Raw genomic sequence first — 20,006 nt, forward strand, 5'->3', positions numbered from 1 at the left:
TTGTGATCCCAACTCTTTATCAAGAGGCCCAGGATGTCTGAATTCCTGCCGCAGCTGATACAACAGCTCTTTAACGGCCTGTCGCTCGGAGCGATCTATGCGCTGATTGCCATTGGCTACACCATGGTGTACGGCATCATCGGCATGATCAACTTCGCGCACGGCGAAATTTACATGATCGGTGCCTACGCCGGCCTGGTCACCCTGGCCAGCCTGGGCACGCAAAGCACACTGCCTATTCCAGTGGTCATCGCCCTGATGCTATTGGTGGCGGTGCTGGTGACCGGGGTGTACGGCTTTGTCGTCGAGCAGGTGGCCTACAAGCCCCTGCGCAGCAGCCCCCGCCTGGTGGCGCTGATCTCGGCCATCGGCATGTCGATCTTTTTACAAAACTGGGTGGCCCTGGGCCAAGGCGCGCGCGACATGGCCGTGCCCTCGCTGCTGCCAGGCGCACTGCGCTTTGGCGAAGAGGGTGGCTTTGAAATTTTCGTGCCCTACACGCGCGTGCTCATCATCGCCGTCACCGTGGTGCTGATGATTGCCCTGACGCTGTACATCCGGCACTCGCGCATGGGCCGCGCCAGCCGCGCCTGCTCGCAGGACATGCACATGGCCGGGCTGCTCGGCATCGACGTCAACCGCGTGATCTCCTTCACCTTCATCCTCGGCGCCGTGCTGGCGGCCGTGGGCGGCGTGCTGATTGCGCTCGCCGTGGGCAAGCTCAACCCCTTCATCGGCTTCATCGTCGGCGTCAAGGCGTTCACGGCAGCCGTGCTCGGCGGCATTGGCTCGATTCCCGGCGCCATGCTCGGCGGCGTGCTGCTGGGCGTGGCCGAGACCTTTGCGGCGGCTTATATCTCGTCGGAATACAAGGACATCGTGGCCTTTGGCCTCTTGGTGCTGATCTTGCTGTTCCGCCCCACGGGCCTGCTGGGCAAACCTGAAGTGGAGAAAGTCTGATGAGCACCGCTATCGCTTCCTCCCGCCCCCACTGGCGCCAGAACCTGGGCCATGCCCTGATCGCCACAGTGCTCACGGCCATCGTCGTCACGCCGATCTTTGGCTTGCACCTGGAGCGCGCCGGTATGCGCACCATCATCGCGCAGCACTGGAGCAGCGTCGCCTGGGCCTGTCTGCTGGTGTTCGTGGTGCAAATGCTGCGCCCCTACTTTGCCGCCAGCAAAGTGCGCCTTCCCTTGCCAAGCCTGCCCAGCATTCCGCAGCGCCAACGCGGCATCTGGCTGACGGTGGCACTGCTCGCCGCCGTTACCTGGCCGTTCTTTGCCGGCCGCAACGCCGTCGATATCGCCACCCTGGCCATGATTTACGTCATGCTCGGCCTGGGCCTGAACGTGGTCGTGGGCTTTGCCGGCCTGCTGGACCTGGGCTTTGTCGGCTTCTACGCCGTCGGCGCCTACACCTACGCCCTGCTGTTTCACTGGGCCGGCTGGACGTTCTGGGAAGCGCTGCCGCTGGCGGGTGCCGCCTCGGCCCTGTTTGGCTTTGTGCTGGGCTTTCCGGTGCTGCGCCTGCGCGGCGACTACCTGGCCATCGTCACGCTGGGCTTTGGCGAAATCATCCGCCTGCTGCTGGTGAACCTGGTCGATTGGACCGGCGGGCCCGACGGCATCTCCAGCATCCCCAAGCCCAGCGTCTTTGGCCTGGAGCTGGCGCGCAGCCCCTCGGTCGAAGGTGCCACCACCTTCCACCAGTTCTTCGGCCTGGAGTTCAACTCCATGCACATGGTGATCTTCCTGTACCTGATGGCGCTTTTGCTGGCGGTGGTCACGCTGGCCATCAGCAACCGCCTGATCCGTATGCCGATTGGCCGCGCCTGGGAGGCGCTGCGCGAGGACGAGATCGCCTGCCGCTCGCTCGGCCTGAACCCGATGAAGATCAAGCTCTCGGCCTTCACGCTGGGTGCCATGTTCGCCGGTTTTGGCGGCGCGTTCTTTGCTGCGCGCCAGGGCATCGTCAACCCGGAATCGTTCACCTTCATCGAATCGGCACTGATTTTGGCCATCGTCGTGCTCGGCGGCATGGGCTCGCAGCTGGGCGTGATCCTGGCGGCCATCTTGCTTACCGCCCTGCCCGAAGTGGCGCGTGAGTTTGCCGAATACCGGATGCTGATTTTCGGCCTGGTAATGATTTTGATGATGGTGTGGCGCCCGCAGGGCCTGCTGCCCATGCAACGCCACCACGTGGAGGTGAAGTAATGGCCGGCAGTACCCCTTTTCTGCAAGTGCAGGGGCTGAGTATGCGTTTTGGCGGCCTGCTGGCCGTCGATGGCATCGCCTTTGACGTCAAGGAACGCGAGATCTTCGCCATCATCGGCCCCAACGGCGCCGGCAAGACCACAGTGTTCAACTGCATCAGCGGTTTTTACCGCCCCACCACCGGCTCCATCGCCCTGCAAGGGCGCGACATTGCCGGCCAGGGCAGCCACGCCGTGGCGCTGCACGGCCTGGTGCGCACCTTCCAGAACGTGCGCCTGTTCAAGCACATGACGGTGCTGGAGAACCTGCTCGTCGCCCAGCACCGCCACCTGTCCACCAACCTGCTGGCCGGCCTGTTCAAAACCCGCAGCTACCGCCAGAGCGAGGAAAAAGCGCTGGCCAACGCCCTGCACTGGCTCGACTACATGGGCCTGCGCGAGTTTGCCAACCGCGAGGCCGGCAACCTCGCCTACGGCCACCAGCGGCGCCTGGAGATCGCGCGCTGCATGGTGACCCAGCCGCGCGTGCTCATGCTCGACGAGCCCGCTGCCGGCCTGAACCCACAGGAGAAAAAAGACCTGCAGGGCCTGATCGAGAAACTGCGCCAGGAATACGGCGTGGCGGTGCTGCTCATCGAGCACGACATGAGCCTGGTGATGGGCGTGTCCGAGCGCATCCTGGTGATGGAATATGGCCGCCCGATCGCCCTGGGCACGCCCGACGCCATCCAGCAGGACGAGCGCGTGATCAAAGCCTATCTGGGAGAAGAATGATGGCGCAGCCGCACCCCATGCTCGAATTCAAGGGCATCAGCACCCACTACGGCGCCATCTGCGCCGTCAACAACGTCAGCCTGCACGTCAACCAGGGCGAGATCGTGACCCTGATCGGCTCCAACGGCGCCGGCAAGACCTCGCTCTTGATGACGCTTTGCGGCAACCCGCGTGCCAGCAGCGGCCACATCGTCTACGAAGGCGAGGACATCACCAACGCGCCCTCGCACCTCATCATGCGCAAGGGCATCGCCATCTCGCCCGAGGGGCGGCGCATCTTCCCGGCGCTGACCGTGATCGAGAACCTGCAGATGGGCGGCTTCTTCCAGAACAAGCTGGCCATCGAGGAAGGCATGGAGCACGCCTTCAAGCTCTTTCCGCGCCTGAAAGACCGTGCCCACCAGCGCGCCGGCACCATGAGCGGCGGTGAGCAGCAGATGCTGGCCATTGGCCGCGCACTCATGAGCCGCCCGCGCCTGCTGCTGCTCGACGAGCCGACGCTGGGCCTGGCGCCGCTCATCATTGCGCAGATCTTCGAGATCATCCAGGCCATCCGCGCCAACGGCGTGACGGTGTTCCTGGTGGAGCAAAACGCCAACCGTGCGCTCTCCATCGCCGACCGGGGCTACGTGCTGGAGACCGGGCGCGTGGTACTCGAAGACACCGGCGCCAACCTGCTCACCAACCCCGAGGTGCGCAAGGCCTATCTCGGCCACTAAAAGCCAAACGCCATGGCGCAGACCCTGGCCGCTGCCGCGCACAGCGAGCTGATCATCAAGAAAAGCCGCTTCATCGGCTGCGTCCAGCCCATGGCCGACCGCGCCAGCGCCCAGGCCGTGGTCGATGGGCTGCGCCGCGAGCACCCCGGCGCCGCCCATGTGTGCTGGGCGCTGCTCGCAGGCGGTCAGTCGGCCGCCGTCGATGACGGCGAGCCCAGCGGCACCGCCGGGCGCCCCATGCTCGACGTGCTGCGCCACCAGGATCTCGAAGGCGTGCTGGCCACCGTGGTGCGCTACTTCGGCGGCGTCAAGCTCGGCGCTGGCGGCCTGGTGCGCGCCTACACCGACTGCGTGGCGCAAGCGCTGCTTTTGGCCGACAAGATCACCTTGCAGCGCCAGCACACCTTGCGCTGCCAGGTGCCCTACGCCCTCGAAGGTCTGCTGCGGCGCGAAATTACCGCTGCCGGCGCCGAACTGCTGGCGGTGGAGCACGGCTCCTTGGTGGCGCTGCAATGGCGCCTGCCCGAGACAGCCGCCAGCGCCATGGTGGTGCGCCTGAACGACGCCGGCCAGGGGCGCATCGCCTGGTGCGAACCGGCGTAACCGGATAAGCGCATAGCCTCAAGATTGAAGCGCCAGTTGCCGATAACCTGCCCATCTATTGCCAGGAGTTTTTCATGGACGTCAGCCTCTCCAACGCCATCATGCACACCGCCAACGCCCTGCAGCAAAGCAAAACTGCCGACGCCGTACAGGTGGCGGTGCTCAAAAAATCCATGGACGTGCAAAAAACCGCAGCCGCTACCTTGCTGCAGGCCCTGCCCCAGCCGCCGCTGGCGAGCAGCGGCACGCTGGGCACGCAGGTCAACACCTTTGCATAAACATCGCGCAGCGGCGACAGCTCACAGCTTGCGCCGCACCGCCAGGTAGCGCGCCTCATTGGTCACGTTGGCAGCACTGGCAAACTTGGAAGTCAGCAGCGGTTCGAGCTTGCTGGCCCGCTCTGCCGGGTTCGGGTGGGTGGAGAACAGCATCTGAAAATTCACGTCGCTGCCCGAGCCACTGGCGGCGTACATCTTGAGCACCGAAGGCAGGCCATCAGCACGGTAGCCGGCGCGTGCAGCGTAGAGCAGCGCTTGGCGGTCGGCGTCAAACTCGTCAGATTGATCCAGCCCCTTGGCGTAGAGGTTGCGCACGGCGTTGACCATGGCTGCCGTCATCGCCCCATTGCTCGTTTGCGTCTGGATGATGCCCCCCGCTATTTGCGCCCAGCCGCCCTTCTTCAAGGCCGCCAGGTAGTGCCCGCGCACCACATGCGCCACCTCGTGCGCCAGCACCCCGGCCAATTCGGCCTCGTTCTTGAGCTGGCGCAGCAGGCCCACGGTGACGAACACATAGCCCCCCGGCGTGGCGTAGGCGTTGACGGCGTCCGAATCAATGATGCCAAAGCGCCAGGCGAATTGAATGGCGCGCCCGTCCTTGTCCTTGGGTGGCTCCGCCTGCAGCGCCACCCACCAGCCGATCTGGTTGACGTAGCGCTGCGCCATGTCGTTGCGCAGCAGCGGGCGCGCGCCCAGCAGCACCGAAGAAAACTCCTGCCCCAGCGCGTGCTGCTCCTGCGGCGAGTAATCTTTAAAGGCCGCAGAGGCGCCACCGATGACATCTTGAATGCCGTTGGCCATGCCCGAGCCGCCGCCACCGCCGCCGCCGCCGCCACCCAGGGCAGAGGCCAGATTGCCCATCTGGCCAACGTTGGGCATGGTCTCGCAACCCGAGAGCAGCGCGCCACTGAGCGCCACAGCGGCCAGGAAGGGGTACAAAGCACGCTTTTTCATGGCTGGGCTCCGTCGTAGGGGGCAAAGGACTGGACCTGGAGCTTGCCGTTCTTGGCAAACTGCTGCGCCTGGGCGGCGGTGGCGGCAAAGCTCTCCATGCGCTGCACTTCAGCCGGTGCTGGCTGGGCATTGGCCAGCTGCTCGGCCGTCAGGCCGCGCGTGCCGGTGGTGGCCGTGGGCCGGTTGCTGCTGGCGCTGAAAACGCCCGACAGGCCGGTGAGCGGGTTTTGCGCTGCCGGCGCCGCCGTGCTCAGGGCGCGCACATGGGTACTGCGCAGCCAACCCTCCTGGCCCTGCACCTGCACGCGCAGCCAGCCGCCGCGCACCTCCAGCTGCTGCACCATGGTGCCTACGGTGAGCGAGACCAGGTTTTTGGCATTGAGCGCCGGGCCCGCACGCAGCTCCGTGGCGGTGGACACTTGCAGCGATTGGGCACAGGCCCAACTGGCCGCCGTGGCCAGCAGGCCAGCAGCGAACAGCCGCTTCAGGGGCCGTGCAATCAGGGGTAGAGCAATCATGGGTTGGCTTCCTCCAGGTGATGGGGGCGCTCGGCCTTGCGCTGGGGCTCAAACAGGCGCACTTCCTGCTCGCGGCCTTTGACGTGAAACGCTCCCCGGTCGATAAAGTCAAACGCATCGCCGCATTGTGCGCGCGTTGTCTCCGAAACCAATACCGTCGCCACGCCCTTGGTGCAGCCTTCAATGCGGCTGGCAAGGTTGACGGTATCGCCAATGGCGGTGTAGTCCAGGCGCCGGCTGGTGCCCAAAAAGCCCACCACCGCCGGCCCGGAGTGCACGCCTATGCCAATGGCAAACTGCACCCCCGGCTCCTGCTGCGCCAGCTCGGCGGCAAAAACCTGCAAGGCATCGGCCATGCCCAGCGCCGCCTGCACCGCCAGCACGGCGTGCTGCGGCTGCGCCAGGGGGGCGCCCCAAAAGGCCATGATGGCGTCGCCAATGAATTTATCGAGCGTGCCCTGGTGGCGAAAAATCACCTCCACCTGCATCTCAAAATAGCGGTTGAGCAGCGCCACAATGGCCTCGGGCGGGCGGTGCTCAGACAGGCTGGTAAAGCCCCGAATATCGGAAAACAGCACCGTGACCTCGCGGCTGCTCGACACCTCGGCCTGCACCACCTGCGCCGGATCCGACAGGTCTTGCACGATGTGCGGATCGACAAAGCGCGCAAACATGGCCTGCACATGGCGCCGCTGCTGCCCTTCGAGCCGCACCGACAGCAGGCCAAAGGCCAGCAGCGCCAGCGCCCCGAGCATCAGCGGCGACAGCGGCATCCAATACACCCGCCACTGCAGCGCCACCGCCGCGCCCAGCAGCGCCAGCAGCACCACGGCCACAAAACCACCGACCGTGTGCGCCAGCGATACACGGGTGGCAAAGCTGTAGCCCAGCGCACCAATGAGCGCCAGCGCCAGCGCCACATGGCTCGCCAGCGGCGCATCGCGCAGCCAGTCGCTGTTTTCAAGGTTGGCAATGCCAGTGGCCAAGACGAACGGGCCGGGCGTGGTGGCGTCGATGGGCGTGGGCACAAAGTCGTGCAGGCCGCTGGCCGTGGCGCCAATGATGATGACCTTGCCACGCGGGTCAAAAGGCAGCGCCGCGCCCTCGGTCTGCGAAGCCAGATAGGCCCGGGCATAGGGAATGCGCGTGAACTCGCGCCCATACCAGTTCAGGCGAAAGCGCGCCGCGTGCGGGTGCGGCAGCTGCAGCGCATCGGCCACGCGGCCAATGATGTGCGGCAGCCACCAGCCCTGGTGCACGCGCCCGAGCTCGGTGCTGCGGCCAATGCCGTCCTCATCCTTGATGAAGTTGATGTAGCCGGTGCGCCAGACTTCGGGCGGCAGCGCCGTCGGGCCGTCGATGCCGTAGCGCGCCTGGGGCTGCGCCAGCGGCAGCGGGCGAATACCCATGGCCGGCGGCGCCAGCGCCAGCGGCGCCTGCTGCGTCGAGTCTTCGAGCAAGATCATGGGCACGAAGGCGCGTTCAAAGCGCAGCGCCTGCGCCAGGGCGGCGTCGTTTTCAGGGTGAAAACGGTCGGGCGGCGACAAAATCAAATCGAGCACGATGGCGCGCGGCGCCTGCGCCGCCAGCGCCTCGATCAGCTCGGCATGGATCACGCGCGGCCAGGACCAGGCGCCGGCGAGCTCAAACATCTGCGGGTCTTGCAACGAGGGCTGGTCGATGTCGATCAACACCACATCCGCCGGCGGTACCCGCGCCTGCGCGTGCCAGCGCAGCAGCACATCGCCCAGGCGGTGGTCAAGCGCGGCAAGGCTGTGCACATACAGCAATTCCAGCAAAGCCAGCGCCACCAAGGCCAGCGCCAGCAGCCAGTGCAGGGGGCCACGCTGGCCGGGCTTGAATGACAGGAAAGGTAAACGCACGGCGGCGAGTATGGGCGCAGCCCCTGCCTGGCGTCAAGCTATTTTGCTATTATTTTTATAGCTGCCAGCGCTTATAAAATAAGCGCTGGCAGCATTTTTCACTCATGGATTCAACGACAAGTCCAACGCGTGCATCGTGGCTTGGCAGGAGCGCTCAATGCGTGCCCGTCTTGGAAAACAGCTGGATGACGAATACGCCAGCAACGATCAGCCCCATGCCCAGCAGCGCCGCCAGGTCCAGCTTCTGGCCGTGCAGCAGCCAGCCCACGACAGAGATCAGCACGATGCCCAGGCCCGACCAAACGGCGTACACCAGGCCCGTGGGCAGGCTTTTCATCACCAATGACAGCATGTAGAACGCCAGGCCGTAGCCCAGGGCGCAGACCACGCTGGGCAGCGCCCGTGTAAATCCTTCGGAGGACTTGAGCGCCGTGGTGGCGATGACCTCGGCGACGATGGCAACGCCCAGCTGCGCCCAGGGCGGCAGTACCAGCGCCATCGGCCTAGCCCCCGCGCTGGCGCAGCGCCTCGTACAGGCACAGCGCGCTGGCCACGGACACGTTCAGGCTCTCGACCGCGCCCTGCATGGGGATGCTGACCAGCGCGTCGCAGGTCTTGCGCGTGAGCTGGCGCATTCCCGGGCCCTCGGCGCCCAGCACCAGGGCCACCGGGCCCTTGAGATCGGCCTGGTACAGGGTCTGCTCGGCGTCGCCGCTGGTGCCAATGATCCAGATGTTGCGCTCCTTGAGCTCGCCCAGGGTGCGCGCCAGGTTGGTGACCATGAAGTACGGCACCGTCTCGGCCGCGCCGCTGGCGACCTTGGCCACGGTGGCGTTGATGCCCACGGCATGGTCCTTGGGCGCGATGACGGCGTGCGCGCCCGCGCCATCGGCCACGCGCAGGCAGGCGCCGAGGTTGTGCGGATCGGTCACGCCGTCGAGCACCAGGAGCAGCGGGTTGGCCACGCCGTCGGCTTCGAGCTGGTCGAGCAAATCGTCGAGCGAGTGCAGCTGCGCCACCTCTTGCACCCGGGCGGCCACGCCCTGGTGGCCGTGGCTGCCGGCGAGCTTGGACAGGCGCAGGCCGTCGGCCTCGATCAGGCGCACGCCCGCCTCCTTGGCGCGGGCAATGAACTGGCGCATACGCGCATCGCGGCGCGTGGGCTCAAAGTAAATTTCAATGATGGATTGCGGCGCCGTTTTCAAGCGCACGCCAACGGCATGGAAGCCGAACAAGACTTTGGGGGTGGACATAAGGGGCCATTATCTAATCTGCGCCGGCCGCAGGTTTTTACAATCGCCCCCCTACCCTTGTGATACCTCCCTTTTGAGCCCTGCAGCCACCCGCTGCGGCGGTATTCGCCCCAGGCATGACCTGCTTTGGCGGCGCGGCTCGCGTTCCTTGTTTTCATCATGATCCTCTCTCCCTTGCTGCGCTGGGCGCAGCGCACCAGTCTGGTGGCGCAAATCGGCATTGGCCTGCTCGCCGGCGTGGCCCTGGCCCTGTTCTTTCCCCAGGCCACCCCGGCAGTGGCGTTTCTGGGCAACCTGTTCATTTCGGCATTGAAGGCGATTGCGCCAGTGCTGGTGTTCGTGCTGGTGATGGCCGCCATCAGCAACCACCGCCCGGGCGAGAGCACGCACATGCGCCCCATCTTGCTGCTGTACGCCATCGGCACGCTCGCAGCCGCCACCGTTGGCGTGGCGGCCAGCCTGTGGTTTCCGAGCACGCTGGTGCTCAAGGCCGGGGTGCAGGCGCAGGCGGCGCCGGGCGCAGTCTCAGAAGTGCTGCTCAACGTCGTCAACAGCCTGGCCTCCAACCCGGTGAAGGCGCTGCTCGAAGCCAACTACATCGGCATCCTGGGCTGGGCCATTGCCCTGGGCGTGGCGCTGCGCCACGCCAGCGACAGCACGCGCAGCGCGCTGCAAGACGGCGCCCAGGCCGTGACGCAGGTCATCCAGTGGGTGATTCGCTGCGCACCGCTGGGCATTCTGGGCCTGGTGGCCGCCACCTTTGCCGAAGCCGGTGCGCAGGCCCTGCTGGGCTACGCGCAGCTGCTGGCCGTGCTGCTGGGCTGCATGGTGTTCGTGGCGCTGGTGGTCAACCCGCTGATCGTTTTTTGCACCATCGGCCGCAACCCCTACCCGCTGGTGCTGACCTGCCTGCGCGAGAGTGGCGTCACCGCCTTCTTCACGCGCAGCTCGGCGGCCAACATCCCCATCAACCTGGCCCTGGCCAAGCGCCTGAACCTCGATGAGGAAACCTACAGCATCGCCATTCCGCTGGGCGCGACCATCAACATGGCGGGCGCGGCCATCACCATCAGCGTGCTCTCGCTGGCAGCGGCGCACACCCTGGGCATCGCGGTCGATGTGCCCACCGCGCTGCTGCTGTGCGTCGTCGCCTCGGTCTGCGCCTGCGGCGCCTCGGGCGTGGCCGGCGGCTCGCTGCTGCTCATCCCGCTGGCCTGCAGCCTGTTTGGCATCGGCAACGACGTCGCCATGCAGGTGGTGGGCGTGGGCTTCATCATCGGTGTGCTGCAGGACTCGGCCGAGACGGCGCTGAACTCCTCCACCGACGTGCTGTTCACCGCCGCCGTCTGCATGGCCAAGCAAAAACGCGCTTGAATTTTGATAGCGCCTCGCGCTTGATTGGCGCGGCTTTGCAAATGATTCATAGCGCAAAGCCGCGCGCAGCAAGCGCGACTAGCTATTATTTTTGATAGCCCCAGCCTCGATGGTGATGCGCCGCTGGCAGCGCGCGGCAATGCCCAGGTCGTGTGTGACCAGCAGCAGCGTGGTGCCGCGCTCGCGGTTGAGGGCGAACATCAGCGCCATGATGGCTTCGCCCGTGGCGTGGTCGAGGCTGCCGGTGGGCTCGTCAGCGAGCAGCAGCGCCGGCTCGACGACGAAGGCGCGCGCCAGCGCCACGCGCTGCTGCTCGCCGCCCGAGAGCAGGCGCGGGTAATGCGCCAGGCGCTGGCCCAGGCCGACATGCGCCAGCATCTCGGCCGCACGTGCACGCGCATCGCGCCGGCCAGCGAGTTCGAGCGGCAGCATCACGTTCTCCAGCGCCGTGAGGTGGGCCATGAGCTGAAAATTCTGGAACACGAAACCGAGCTGCGACGCGCGCAGCGCCGCGCGGGCATCCTCGTCGCGCGCGAACAAGTCCTCGCCCAGCAGGCGCACCGTGCCGCGCGTGGGCGTATCCAGGCCGGCGATGATGGACAGCAGCGTGCTCTTGCCCGAGCCCGAGGCGCCGACGATGGCCGCTGTCTCCCCGGCCGCCAGCGCAAAGTCGATATCGCGCAAAATCTCCAGCTCTCCGGTGCTGTCGCGCACCGATTTATAGACGTGATCGACCGCCATCAGCGGCGTGCGGGTGGTATCTGGCATGAATGGAATAGCAGTAAGAGAAAAAACAACGCGGCGCCACTTTATCGCGGCCCTGGCCCTGGCGGGCGCAGGCACGACCGCCTTGGCAGCCGAGCCGCCCCCAAGCAGCGCCCCCACGCTGCTGGTGCTGGGCGACTCGATCAGCGCCGAATACGGCCTGGCGCGCGGCCAGGGCTGGGTGGCGCTGCTGCAAGAGCGCCTGGCGGCGCAAAAAATACCGCTGCAGGTGCACAACGCCAGCGTCAGCGGCGAAACCACCGCCGGCGGGCGCACCCGCCTGCCCGCGCTGCTGGCGCAGCACCGCCCGGCCATCGTCATCGTCGAGCTCGGCGCCAACGACGCCCTGCGCGGCCTGCCCCTGGCGCACACCGAGGACAACCTGCGCGCCATGGCCGCCGCCGTGCGGCAGGCCGGCGCCCGCCTGCTGCTGCTGGGAATGCAGGTGCCGCCCAATTACGGCAAGGACTACAACCTGCGCTTTGCCGCCCTGTTCGCGCAGGTGGCGCAGGCGCAGCAGGCGGCGCTGGTGCCGTTTTTGCTCGCCGGCGTGGCCGACGCCAGCGAGCCGCTGGCGCTGTTCCAGGCCGATGGCATCCACCCGAACGCACAGGCGCAGCCGCAGCTGCTGGCCAACGTCTGGCCGCAGCTGCTGCCCCTGCTCAAAAAGCCTGGGCCAGCGCCTGCGCCAGGTCGGCGCGCAAATCCTGCGGCGCCTCCAGGCCGATAGCCAAGCGCACCAGGTGCCCCGGCTGCAGCTGCGCCTGCGGCGCCGAGCGCATGGCCGCCAGGCTGTAGGGCATGACCAGGCTGGTTGGCCCGCCCCAGCTGTAGCCGATCTTGAACAGGCGCAGGCTGTCGCAAAAGCGATCGACCTGCGCCTGGCTGTAGCGCGCATCAAACACAAAGCTGAACAACCCCGCCGCCAGGTCGCGCGCGCCGCACAGCGCCTGCCACTGCGCGTGCCCCGGGCTGCCGGCCAGCGCCGGGTGCAGCAGTTGCACCACCTGCGGCTGCGCCGCCAGCCACTGCGCCAAGCCGCGCGCGGCCTGGTCCTGGGCGCGGTAGCGCAGCAGCAGGCTGGGCAGGGCGCGCAGCACGGCCTCGGCATCGTTGGCGCCCACGCCCAAGCCCAGGCGCATGTGGGTGAGCTTGAGCTGCAGGTGCACATCGGCATCGCGCGTGACGATGCTGCCCATGAGCACGTCGCCACCGCCGCTGGGGTATTTGGTCAGGGCGTGGGCGCTGATGTCCACGCCCAGCGTGCCGTCGCCCAGCAGATCAAACGGCGCGAACGCCAGTCCGGCGCCCCAGGTGTTGTCCAGCGCCGTGCGCACGCCCCGGGCGCGGCACAGGCCGACCAGGGCGGGCAGATCGGGAAACTCCATGGTCACCGAGCCCGGCGCTTCGAGCCACACCAGGCGCGTGGCGGGCGTGATTTTGGCGGCCAGGTCGGCCCGATCGAGCGGGTTGTAAATCTGGTGGCGAATGCCGTAGTGCGCCAGCTCGACCTGCGCCAGGTCCTTGTTCGGGCCGTAGGCGTTGTCGGGCAGCAGCACCTCGTCGCCGGCGCGCAAGAGCGACAGCGCCACCGTTGCCAGCGCCGCCAGGCCGCTGGGCACGAGCAGGCATTGGGCGCCGCCTTCGAGCGTGGCCAGGCGCTCTTCGAGCAAATAGGTGGTGGGCGTGCCGTGCAGGCCGTAGGTGTAGGCGCTCTTGTCCTTCCACTCGCGCGCGCGCATGGCGGCGACGTTGGGGAAAAACACCGTCGAAGCCTTGTACACCCCCGGCTGCGGCGCGGCAAAACCGGCCGGCGGCACGTAGGGGTGGTGGATGAGGGTGGTATCGGGGCTGGGGGTCAAATCAGGCATGGGGCGATGGTAGCGCCGCACCACCCGTCCGCAGGCGCACAAAGGCCATGCACAAGCGGGACAATCACGTCCCATGCTGCCCCCTGTCCTGGTTCGTTTTTTCCCCTTTCTCGCCTGGCCCCGCCCGAGCCGCGCCCTGCTGCAGGGCGAGTTCTGGGCCGGCATCACCGTCGGCCTGATGCTCGTGCCCCAGGGCGTGGCCTACGCCAGCCTTGCCGGGATGCCGCTGGTGACGGGCATCTACGCCTCGCTCGTGCCGGCGCTGGTGGCGGTGCTGTGGAGCTCCTCCACGCGCCTGGGCGTGGGGCCGACGGCGCTGTCGAGCCTGCTCATCGGTGCCTCGCTCAGCGGCCTGGCCGAGCCCGGCAGCGCGCAGTGGGTGGCGCTGGCGGTGTGGCTGGCACTGCTGTCGGGGCTGCTGCAGCTGCTGCTCGGGCTGGTGCGCTTTGGCTGGCTGATGAGCCTCATCACCTCGCCCGTGCTCAGCGGCTTTACGCAGGCGGCGGCGCTCTTGATTGCCGCCAGCCAGCTGCCGGCGCTGCTGGGCCTGCGCACCACCTGGCACGCGCTCGCCGTCAGCCCCTCGCTGCACCACTTTGATTTACTGGCCGCTGCCTTCGGCCTGGGCAGCCTGGCGCTGCTGGTGCTGGCGCGGCGCCTGCGCCCGGGCTTTCCGGCGCCGCTGCTGGTGCTGGCGCTGGCGGCCTTGCTCAGCTGGGGCCTGGGTTTTGCCGAGCGCGGCGGCGCCGTCGTCGGCGCCCTGCCCGAGGGCCTGCCGGTGCTGTACTGGCCAGGCTGGCTGACCTGGGATGAATGGGGCACGCTGGTGCTGCCGGTGCTCATCATCACGCTGGTGAGTTTTTTAGAGACGGCGTCGAGCGCCAAGGTCGATCACCAAAGCAGCGGCACGCGCTGGAACGAGAACCAGGACCTGATCGCCCACGGCATGGCCAAGATCAGCGCCGGCCTGTGCGGCAGCTTTCCCACCAGCGCCTCGTTCTCGCGCTCGGCGCTGAACCTGTACGCCGGCGCGCAAAGCGGCTGGGCCACGCTGTTTGCCTGCGCCCTGGTGCTGGCCACCTTGCTGTGGCTCACGCCGCTGCTGTACTACGTGCCGCAATCGGCGCTGGCGGCGCTGGTGGTGGTGGCCATCACCAGCCTGATCAAGCCCATGGGTTTTGTGCGCCTGTGGCGCATTGCGCGCGTCGAGGGCGCCATCAGCCTGAGCACCTTCGCCCTGACGCTGGCGACCGCGCCGCGCCTGTACTGGGGCGTGCTCGCCGGCGTGCTCGTCAACCTGTGCCATTTTTTGTACCAGCGCCTGCACCCGCGCATCATCGAAGTCGGCCTGCACCCCGACGCCAGCCTGCGCGACCGCCACCTGTGGCAGCTGCCGCCACTGGCGCCGCAGCTGCTGGCGCTGCGCATGGATGCGGAGCTGGACTTTGCCAGTGCCAACAGCCTCGAGCGCCTGATCGCCGAGCGCCTGGCCGCCGAGCCCGGCCTGCGCCAGGTGTGCCTGTTTGCCCAGCCCATCAACCGCATCGACATCACCGGCGTGGAAACCTTTGTGCGCCTGCGCTCACTGCTGCGCCAGCGCGGGGGGTGCTTACACGTCAGCGGCCTGAAGCTGCCGGTGCAGCGCACCCTGGAGCGCGCCGGCGCCCTCGCGCCCGGCCCTGACCTGGTGCTGCACCGCGCCGATGCCCAGGCGCTGGCAGCGCTGCAGCCAGACGTGCAACCAGACTTGCAGCCACCAGCGGCCCCACCCAACTGCTAAACTCAAGAATCCTTTTTTGTTGCAGCCCGTGACACCTTCCCCACCCCGCCCTGCAGTGCCTTTGCACGACCTGCGCTTGAACACGGCCCACGCCCTGGTCACGCAAGGCGGGGGCGATGTGCCCGCACTCGAAGGGCTGGCGCCCACGCAGTACCTGCAGTCGCTGATCGACGGGTTGTGCGAGCTCTCACTCAAAGACCCGCTGACGGGGCTGGCCAACCGGCGCTACCTCTACGCCACGCTCGACCGCGAGATCGACCGCGTGACGCGCGCTGGCGAGTCGGCACTGCTGCTGATGCTCGACATCGACCACTTCAAACGCATCAACGACACCCACGGCCACCTGGCGGGCGACCTGGTGCTGCAGTCGGTGGCGCAAACCCTCAACGCCTGTGTGCGCCCCATGGACACCGTGGCGCGCTACGGTGGCGAAGAATTCGCCCTGGTGCTGCCCTCGTGCCAGGCGCAGTTTGGCTCCGTGATTGCCGAGCGCATACGCCGCAGCATCGAGACCACGGCGATTCGCATCTCCCCCGTCGAGCAGATTTACATTACCGTGAGCGTGGGCGGCGCCTTTGCGCTGCAGTGGATTCGCAGCACCAAGCAACTGTGGGTCGAGCGTGCCGACCAGCAGCTCTACCAATCCAAACAAGCCGGACGCAACCGCGTGCGCATCGAGGCCCAGCCCGACAGCACCGTCAGCGCCGAAGAAAAAAACATGCTGTTCGCCCCCATTTTTGCACCGTCCGGATGGGGCGAACTCCCCCCTCTGGACAGCCCTGGTAGCGTCAACTGAAAGCGACCGAGATGAGCGACGCACCCCTGACCCCCTTCCCCCCTTCCGCGCAGGCCCCAGGCCCGCTGGGCTCGGCTGCCGGCGCCCACGTGATTGCCGTCACCAGCGGCAAGGGCGGCGTCGGCAAAACCTTTGTCTCGGCCAACCTGGCGGCGGCCTTGACGCGCCACGGCCTCAAGGTGCTGGTACTCGATGCCGACCTGGGCCTGGCCAACCTCGACGTGGTGCTCAACCTGCACCCCAAGATCACGCTGCACGACGTTTTTACAGGCCGCGCCTCGCTCGACGAGGCCGTGATCGAAGCCCCCGGCGGCTTCTCCGTGCTGCTCGCCGGCTCGGGCATGGTCGAGTACTCGCGCCTCACGCCCGAGGTGCGCAACCAGTTCATCAACGTGCTGCAAACGCTCACGCCGCGCTTTGACGTCGTGCTGCTCGACACCGGCGCCGGCATCTCCGACGTCGTACTGTTCGCCGTCTCGCTCGCCGCCGAGGTGCTGATCGTCGCCACCCCCGAGCCCACTTCGCTGACCGACGCCTACGCCGCCATCAAAGTGCTGGCCACGCAGCAAAAGCGCCAGCACCTGCGCCTGATCGTCAACCAGGCGGCGCGCGCGGGCGATGGCCGCGCCATCACCAGCCAGCTGCAGCAGGTGCTCAATCGCTTCGTCACCACCGACTCCGGCCGCCCCGTGCGCCTGCTGCACCTGGGCGACATCCCCGCTGACAGCGCCGTGCGCGAAGCCGTCATGCGCCGCCAGCTGCTCATGCAAGGCGCGCCCGGCAGCCCCGCCGCCCTCGCCGTGGCGCAGCTAGCGAGCAAAATTCAAACCACGCTGCTGAACTAGCCCCCCCAAGTGCTATTAAAACAATAGCTTCTAGCGCTTACCCAATAAGCGCTAGAAGCTATTTTTATGCCTGAAATTAGCCCTCCAGGCGCTGCACCGTGGTGCTGATCTCGGTCGTTACCTGCGTCATCAGCTTGTGCACCGGGCATTTTTGCGCCACCGCCTGCAGCTCAGCGAGCTGCGCGTCGGTGAGCACACCGCTGATGTGCAGCGTGGTCGCCAGGCGGTAGGTGCCGCTGCGCTCGGCGCTGGCGTCGCGCTGCACCTCGGTGCGCACGTCGTGCACCTCCATGCCTTTTTTGCGGGCGTACCACAGCACCGTCAGCGCCTTGCACGCGCCCAGGGCGGCGTCGTACAGGTCGTGCGGATTGGGGCCGGTATCGTCGCCGCCCTCGGTGGCGGTGCCGTCGATGCGCAGCGCATGGTGGCGCACCTGCAAAATCTGGGCCATGGCCGTATCGGGCACACGCTGCAAATGGATCGCGCTCATCTGTCATCACCTCCAAAAAACCAAAGCAGCCACTGTAGCGCCCAGGACAAAAAACGCGCCCGCTTTGCCTGCCAAGCCCCTGGTGGGCGTGTAGAGTGGCCCCATGCGCTCTACGAAAGGATTGGCATGTCTGACTCCGTTGTGAAGACCGTTTCTGCCCCTGCCGGCACAGCCCGCCGCTACGCCATCGTCGGCGCCGGCATGGCAGGCGTGGCCTGCGCCCGCACCCTGGTGCAGGCCGGGCACGAGGTACAAGTGTTTGAGCGCCAGGACAGCGCCGGCGGCCGCATGGGCACGCAAGAGAGCCCGTTTGGCCCCTTCGATACCGGCGCGCAGTACTTCACCGTGCGTGACGCCCGCTTTGAGCGCGCCCTTGAAACCGTTTCCGGCCTGTGCCGCCCCTGGAGCGCCAGCAGCCTGCGCGTGCTCGACGCCAACGGCCAGGTCACCGCCACCGAGGCGCGCGAAGCGCATTGGGTCGCCCAGCCCGGTATGCAGTCGCTGGTGCTCAGCTGGGCCCAGCCCCTGATCGACGCGGGCGCCCTGCACTGCCACCAGCAGGTGCAGCAGATCGAGCCCGACCGCCTGCGCCCACAAGCCTGGCAACTGCAGTGCGAAGGCCCGGACGGCAGCCGCAGCGTGCACGCCGGCTTTGACGCCGTGCTGCTGGCCCTGCCGGCGCCAGTGGCCCACGCGCTGCTGCCCGCCAGCGCCAGCGCCCTGGCCGCGCCCCTGGCGCCCATTGCACTTGCGCCCTGCTGGACGCTCATGCTCGCCTTCCCCCAGGCCGCGCAGCCGGGCCTGACCACGCTGGGGCCGCAGTGGAACGCCGCGCGCAGCACGCACCACCGCATCAGCTGGCTGGCACGCGAATCGTCCAAACCCGGGCGCAGCCAGGTCGAGCGCTGGACGGTGCAGGCCAGCCCCGCCTGGTCCGAGGAACACTTTGGCGACAGCCCGCAGCGCGTGCAAGCCAAGCTGCTGCGCGCCTTTGCCGAAGTCACCGGCATCCACGCCGAGCCCGCCTGGAGCGACCTGCGCCGCTGGCGCCATGCGCAAACGCGCACCCCCCTGGGCCGCAGCCACCTCTGGGACGCCCAGGCCGGCCTGGGCGCCTGTGGCGACTGGTGCCTGGGCCAGCGCGTGGAAGACGCCTTCGTCAGCGGGCTGGAGCTGGCACTGGCTGCGCGCTAACCGCCTGCGGCATGGGCTACATCGGCCGCTTCGCCCCCTCGCCCACCGGCGCGCTGCACGCGGGCTCGCTGGTCGCCGCACTGGCGAGCTGGCTGGACGCGCGCGCGCACGGCGGGCGCTGGCTGGTGCGCATCGAAGACATCGACCCGCCGCGCTGCACCCCCGGCGCGGGCGACTTCATCCTCACCCAGCTCGCCGCCTGCGCCCTGCAGCCCGATGCCCCGCCACTGTGGCAATCGCAGCGCGGCGCCCTCTACAGCCAGGCCCTGGCGCAGCTGCAAGCCGCCAGCTGGGCCTACCCCTGCGCCTGCACGCGCAAAGACATCGAGGCCGCCTGGGCCGCGCAGGGCCTGGCCCACCAGCGCCACATCGAACGCCCCTACCCCGGCACCTGCCGCCAGGGCCTGCACGGGCGCAGCGCCCGCGCGTGGCGCTTTCGCACCGTCGAATATGAACAAAAAGTGGCTCCAGCGCTTACCAGGCAAGCGCAAGCAGCTCCTTTTTTTATAGCAGAAAAAACCCTGCACTGGCACGACCGGCGCCTGGGTGCGCAGCAGCAGTGCCTGGCGCAGAGCGTGGGCGACTTCGTGCTGCAACGCGCCGATGGCCTGTGGGCCTACCAGCTCGCCGTGGTCGTCGATGACGCCGCCCAGGGCGTGACGCACATCGTGCGCGGCGCCGATCTGGCCGACAACACCCCGCGCCAACTGCTGCTGCAGCACGCCCTGGGCGCGCCCCACCCCCAGTACCTGCACAGCCCGCTGGTGCTCACTGCCGACGGCGAGAAACTCTCCAAACAACACGGCGCGCCCGCACTCGACCTGTCCGATCCGCTGGCTGCGCTGCAGCAGGCGGCGCAGGCGCTGGGCCTGCCCGCCGCCGCCGCCGCTGGCATGAAACTGACAGACGCACTCGCGTACTGGGTGGCCGCCTGGGGAAATTACTTACAATCTGCCGCGTGATGGATACCGATACAACAACTCTCCCGGCCCCCAGCGGCCTGCCCCCCAGCGATGTGGCCCACCCCAAGGCCATCAAAAGCTACGTACTGCGCGCCGGCCGCACCACCAGCGGCCAAAGCAAAGCCTTTGCCGAACTCGGCCCGCGCTTTTTGCTGCCCTACCAAAACACCCTGCTCGACGCCCCGGCCGCCTTTGGCCGCAGCGCACCGCTGATCCTGGAAATTGGCTTTGGCATGGGCGACGCCACGGCGCACATCGCCGGTGTACGCCCGAACGACAACTTCCTGTGCTGCGAGGTGCACGAGCCCGGCGTGGGCGCGCTGCTCAAGCGCATTGGCGAGCAAAACCTGCACAACATCCGCATCGTGCAGCACGACGCGGTCGAGGTGCTCGAACACATGCTCGCGCCGGCCAGCCTGGACGGCGTGCACATCTTCTTTCCCGACCCCTGGCACAAAAAGCGCCACCACAAGCGCCGCCTGATCCAGCCGCCACTGGTGGCCAAGCTCGCGGCCCGCCTCAAACCCGGCGGCTACCTGCACTGCGCCACCGACTGGCAGCCCTACGCCGAGCAAATGCTCGAAGTCCTCAGCGCCGAACCACTGCTGCACAACAGCGCCGCCGACTACGCCCCCCAGCCCGCCTACCGCCCCCTGACCAAGTTCGAGAATCGGGGCCTGCGCCTGGGCCACGGCGTTTGGGATCTGGTGTTTGTGCGCCGCCCATAAAACA

At 67.5% G+C, this 20,006-nt stretch carries 22 protein-coding genes; 14 read left to right on the forward strand and 8 right to left on the reverse strand.

Going from position 1 to position 20,006, the window contains the following annotated elements:
- The first annotated feature begins 33 nt into the window (after window positions 1–33).
- From livH to G7045_RS07345, 6 genes are all read left to right on the forward strand, one after another.
- The gene (gene livH, locus G7045_RS07320; RefSeq protein ID WP_166159033.1) at window positions 34–960 is read left to right on the forward strand and encodes a high-affinity branched-chain amino acid ABC transporter permease LivH; all 927 of its coding nucleotides are present in this window, start codon (window positions 34–36) and stop codon (window positions 958–960) included.
- The gene (locus G7045_RS07325) at window positions 960–2,216 is read left to right on the forward strand and encodes a high-affinity branched-chain amino acid ABC transporter permease LivM (RefSeq protein ID WP_166159034.1); all 1,257 of its coding nucleotides are present in this window, start codon (window positions 960–962) and stop codon (window positions 2,214–2,216) included. Before livH ends, G7045_RS07325 begins: the two co-directional genes overlap by 1 nt.
- Window positions 2,216–2,989 carry a high-affinity branched-chain amino acid ABC transporter ATP-binding protein LivG gene (gene livG, locus G7045_RS07330; protein WP_166159035.1) on the forward strand — a complete coding sequence of 258 codons (774 nt, stop codon included), beginning with the start codon at window positions 2,216–2,218 and terminating at the stop codon, window positions 2,987–2,989. Before G7045_RS07325 ends, livG begins: the two co-directional genes overlap by 1 nt.
- Window positions 2,989–3,708, forward strand: coding sequence for an ABC transporter ATP-binding protein (locus G7045_RS07335; protein ID WP_370521584.1), 720 nt, complete (start codon window positions 2,989–2,991; stop codon window positions 3,706–3,708). Before livG ends, G7045_RS07335 begins: the two co-directional genes overlap by 1 nt.
- A 12-nt stretch (window positions 3,709–3,720) precedes the next feature.
- A complete protein-coding gene (locus tag G7045_RS07340) occupies window positions 3,721–4,311 on the forward strand; it encodes a YigZ family protein (protein ID WP_166159036.1) in 591 nt (196 codons plus the stop codon).
- Between the two features lie 74 nt (window positions 4,312–4,385).
- Window positions 4,386–4,589, forward strand: a complete 204-nt coding sequence (locus tag G7045_RS07345) for a YjfB family protein (protein ID WP_166159037.1) — start codon at window positions 4,386–4,388, stop codon at window positions 4,587–4,589.
- Between the two features lie 21 nt (window positions 4,590–4,610).
- Here the strand turns inward: G7045_RS07345 and G7045_RS07350 are convergent, their stop codons facing one another.
- From G7045_RS07350 to rlmB, 5 genes are all read right to left on the reverse strand, one after another.
- The gene (locus tag G7045_RS07350) at window positions 4,611–5,543 is read right to left on the reverse strand and encodes a M48 family metalloprotease (protein WP_166159038.1); all 933 of its coding nucleotides are present in this window, start codon (window positions 5,541–5,543) and stop codon (window positions 4,611–4,613) included.
- Window positions 5,540–6,061 carry an SH3 domain-containing protein gene (locus tag G7045_RS07355; RefSeq protein ID WP_166159039.1) on the reverse strand — a complete coding sequence of 174 codons (522 nt, stop codon included), beginning with the start codon at window positions 6,059–6,061 and terminating at the stop codon, window positions 5,540–5,542. The genes G7045_RS07350 and G7045_RS07355 overlap by 4 nt, the downstream gene beginning before the upstream one ends.
- Window positions 6,058–7,944, reverse strand: coding sequence for an adenylate/guanylate cyclase domain-containing protein (locus G7045_RS07360; RefSeq protein ID WP_240919177.1), 1,887 nt, complete (start codon window positions 7,942–7,944; stop codon window positions 6,058–6,060). The genes G7045_RS07355 and G7045_RS07360 overlap by 4 nt, the downstream gene beginning before the upstream one ends.
- A gap of 154 nt (window positions 7,945–8,098) precedes the next feature.
- Window positions 8,099–8,443, reverse strand: a complete 345-nt coding sequence (locus tag G7045_RS07365) for an SMR family transporter (protein WP_205737172.1) — start codon at window positions 8,441–8,443, stop codon at window positions 8,099–8,101.
- A 4-nt stretch (window positions 8,444–8,447) separates the two neighbouring features.
- Entirely contained in the window at window positions 8,448–9,197 is a 750-nt protein-coding gene (gene rlmB / locus G7045_RS07370; protein WP_166159040.1) for a 23S rRNA (guanosine(2251)-2'-O)-methyltransferase RlmB, read from the reverse strand.
- A gap of 159 nt (window positions 9,198–9,356) precedes the next feature.
- Here rlmB and sstT point away from each other — a divergent pair, with 159 nt between their 5' ends.
- On the forward strand, window positions 9,357–10,571 hold the full coding sequence (gene sstT / locus G7045_RS07375; RefSeq protein WP_166159041.1) for a serine/threonine transporter SstT: 1,215 nt from the start codon (window positions 9,357–9,359) through the stop codon (window positions 10,569–10,571).
- A gap of 78 nt (window positions 10,572–10,649) precedes the next feature.
- On the opposite strand, the gene G7045_RS07380 is transcribed toward sstT, so the two are convergent.
- On the reverse strand, window positions 10,650–11,339 hold the full coding sequence (locus G7045_RS07380; protein ID WP_166159042.1) for an ABC transporter ATP-binding protein: 690 nt from the start codon (window positions 11,337–11,339) through the stop codon (window positions 10,650–10,652).
- On the opposite strand from G7045_RS07380, the gene G7045_RS07385 reads away from it, so the two are divergent.
- Window positions 11,338–12,066, forward strand: a complete 729-nt coding sequence (locus tag G7045_RS07385; protein WP_166159043.1) for an arylesterase — start codon at window positions 11,338–11,340, stop codon at window positions 12,064–12,066. The two genes, G7045_RS07380 and G7045_RS07385, sit on opposite strands and share 2 nt — an antisense overlap.
- Here G7045_RS07385 and G7045_RS07390 read toward each other — a convergent pair.
- Window positions 11,999–13,207 (reverse strand): PLP-dependent transferase, encoded by a 1,209-nt coding sequence (locus G7045_RS07390; protein WP_166159044.1) that lies wholly within the window; start codon window positions 13,205–13,207, stop codon window positions 11,999–12,001. The genes G7045_RS07385 and G7045_RS07390 overlap by 68 nt on opposite strands.
- Window positions 13,208–13,280: 73 nt before the next feature.
- Here G7045_RS07390 and G7045_RS07395 point away from each other — a divergent pair, with 73 nt between their 5' ends.
- The 3 genes from G7045_RS07395 to G7045_RS07405 are packed head-to-tail and all read left to right on the forward strand — an operon-like array spanning window position 13,281 to window position 16,628.
- The gene (locus tag G7045_RS07395; RefSeq protein WP_166159045.1) at window positions 13,281–14,987 is read left to right on the forward strand and encodes a SulP family inorganic anion transporter; all 1,707 of its coding nucleotides are present in this window, start codon (window positions 13,281–13,283) and stop codon (window positions 14,985–14,987) included.
- 55 nt (window positions 14,988–15,042) lie between these two features.
- Complete coding sequence (locus G7045_RS07400; protein WP_240919178.1) at window positions 15,043–15,783, forward strand: GGDEF domain-containing protein; 741 nt, start codon at window positions 15,043–15,045, stop codon at window positions 15,781–15,783.
- An 11-nt stretch (window positions 15,784–15,794) separates the two neighbouring features.
- On the forward strand, window positions 15,795–16,628 hold the full coding sequence (locus G7045_RS07405) for a MinD/ParA family protein (RefSeq protein ID WP_166159047.1): 834 nt from the start codon (window positions 15,795–15,797) through the stop codon (window positions 16,626–16,628).
- 76 nt (window positions 16,629–16,704) lie between these two features.
- On the opposite strand, the gene G7045_RS07410 is transcribed toward G7045_RS07405, so the two are convergent.
- The gene (locus G7045_RS07410; RefSeq protein WP_166159048.1) at window positions 16,705–17,118 is read right to left on the reverse strand and encodes an OsmC family protein; all 414 of its coding nucleotides are present in this window, start codon (window positions 17,116–17,118) and stop codon (window positions 16,705–16,707) included.
- A 201-nt stretch (window positions 17,119–17,319) separates the two neighbouring features.
- Here G7045_RS07410 and G7045_RS07415 point away from each other — a divergent pair, with 201 nt between their 5' ends.
- From G7045_RS07415 to trmB, 3 genes are read left to right on the forward strand one after another with little or no spacing between them, the layout of a single operon-like run.
- Window positions 17,320–18,312 carry an NAD(P)/FAD-dependent oxidoreductase gene (locus tag G7045_RS07415; protein ID WP_166160387.1) on the forward strand — a complete coding sequence of 331 codons (993 nt, stop codon included), beginning with the start codon at window positions 17,320–17,322 and terminating at the stop codon, window positions 18,310–18,312.
- 11 nt (window positions 18,313–18,323) lie between these two features.
- A complete protein-coding gene (gene gluQRS, locus G7045_RS07420; RefSeq protein WP_166159049.1) occupies window positions 18,324–19,274 on the forward strand; it encodes a tRNA glutamyl-Q(34) synthetase GluQRS in 951 nt (316 codons plus the stop codon).
- A complete protein-coding gene (trmB, locus tag G7045_RS07425; RefSeq protein ID WP_166159050.1) occupies window positions 19,274–20,002 on the forward strand; it encodes a tRNA (guanosine(46)-N7)-methyltransferase TrmB in 729 nt (242 codons plus the stop codon). Before gluQRS ends, trmB begins: the two co-directional genes overlap by 1 nt.
- The last annotated feature ends 4 nt before the right edge of the window (window positions 20,003–20,006 follow it).

Origin of the sequence: Acidovorax sp. HDW3 (genome assembly GCF_011303755.1) — a bacterium.
Lineage (GTDB): Bacteria > Pseudomonadota > Gammaproteobacteria > Burkholderiales > Burkholderiaceae_C > Paenacidovorax.

Coding starts and splice junctions, on each gene's coding strand:
- livH (WP_166159033.1), top strand. CDS start 34: ATGTCTGAATTCCTGCCGCAGCTGATACAACAGCTCTTTAACGGCCTG.
- G7045_RS07325 (WP_166159034.1), top strand. CDS start 960: ATGAGCACCGCTATCGCTTCCTCCCGCCCCCACTGGCGCCAGAACCTG.
- livG (WP_166159035.1), top strand. CDS start 2,216: ATGGCCGGCAGTACCCCTTTTCTGCAAGTGCAGGGGCTGAGTATGCGT.
- G7045_RS07335 (WP_370521584.1), top strand. CDS start 2,989: ATGGCGCAGCCGCACCCCATGCTCGAATTCAAGGGCATCAGCACCCAC.
- G7045_RS07340 (WP_166159036.1), top strand. CDS start 3,721: ATGGCGCAGACCCTGGCCGCTGCCGCGCACAGCGAGCTGATCATCAAG.
- G7045_RS07345 (WP_166159037.1), top strand. CDS start 4,386: ATGGACGTCAGCCTCTCCAACGCCATCATGCACACCGCCAACGCCCTG.
- G7045_RS07350 (WP_166159038.1), bottom strand. CDS start 5,543: ATGAAAAAGCGTGCTTTGTACCCCTTCCTGGCCGCTGTGGCGCTCAGT.
- G7045_RS07355 (WP_166159039.1), bottom strand. CDS start 6,061: ATGATTGCTCTACCCCTGATTGCACGGCCCCTGAAGCGGCTGTTCGCT.
- G7045_RS07365 (WP_205737172.1), bottom strand. CDS start 8,443: ATGGCGCTGGTACTGCCGCCCTGGGCGCAGCTGGGCGTTGCCATCGTC.
- rlmB (WP_166159040.1), bottom strand. CDS start 9,197: ATGTCCACCCCCAAAGTCTTGTTCGGCTTCCATGCCGTTGGCGTGCGC.
- sstT (WP_166159041.1), top strand. CDS start 9,357: ATGATCCTCTCTCCCTTGCTGCGCTGGGCGCAGCGCACCAGTCTGGTG.
- G7045_RS07385 (WP_166159043.1), top strand. CDS start 11,338: ATGAATGGAATAGCAGTAAGAGAAAAAACAACGCGGCGCCACTTTATC.
- G7045_RS07380 (WP_166159042.1), bottom strand. CDS start 11,339: ATGCCAGATACCACCCGCACGCCGCTGATGGCGGTCGATCACGTCTAT.
- G7045_RS07390 (WP_166159044.1), bottom strand. CDS start 13,207: ATGCCTGATTTGACCCCCAGCCCCGATACCACCCTCATCCACCACCCC.
- G7045_RS07395 (WP_166159045.1), top strand. CDS start 13,281: ATGCTGCCCCCTGTCCTGGTTCGTTTTTTCCCCTTTCTCGCCTGGCCC.
- G7045_RS07405 (WP_166159047.1), top strand. CDS start 15,795: ATGAGCGACGCACCCCTGACCCCCTTCCCCCCTTCCGCGCAGGCCCCA.
- G7045_RS07410 (WP_166159048.1), bottom strand. CDS start 17,118: ATGAGCGCGATCCATTTGCAGCGTGTGCCCGATACGGCCATGGCCCAG.
- G7045_RS07415 (WP_166160387.1), top strand. CDS start 17,320: ATGGCAGGCGTGGCCTGCGCCCGCACCCTGGTGCAGGCCGGGCACGAG.
- gluQRS (WP_166159049.1), top strand. CDS start 18,324: ATGGGCTACATCGGCCGCTTCGCCCCCTCGCCCACCGGCGCGCTGCAC.
- trmB (WP_166159050.1), top strand. CDS start 19,274: ATGGATACCGATACAACAACTCTCCCGGCCCCCAGCGGCCTGCCCCCC.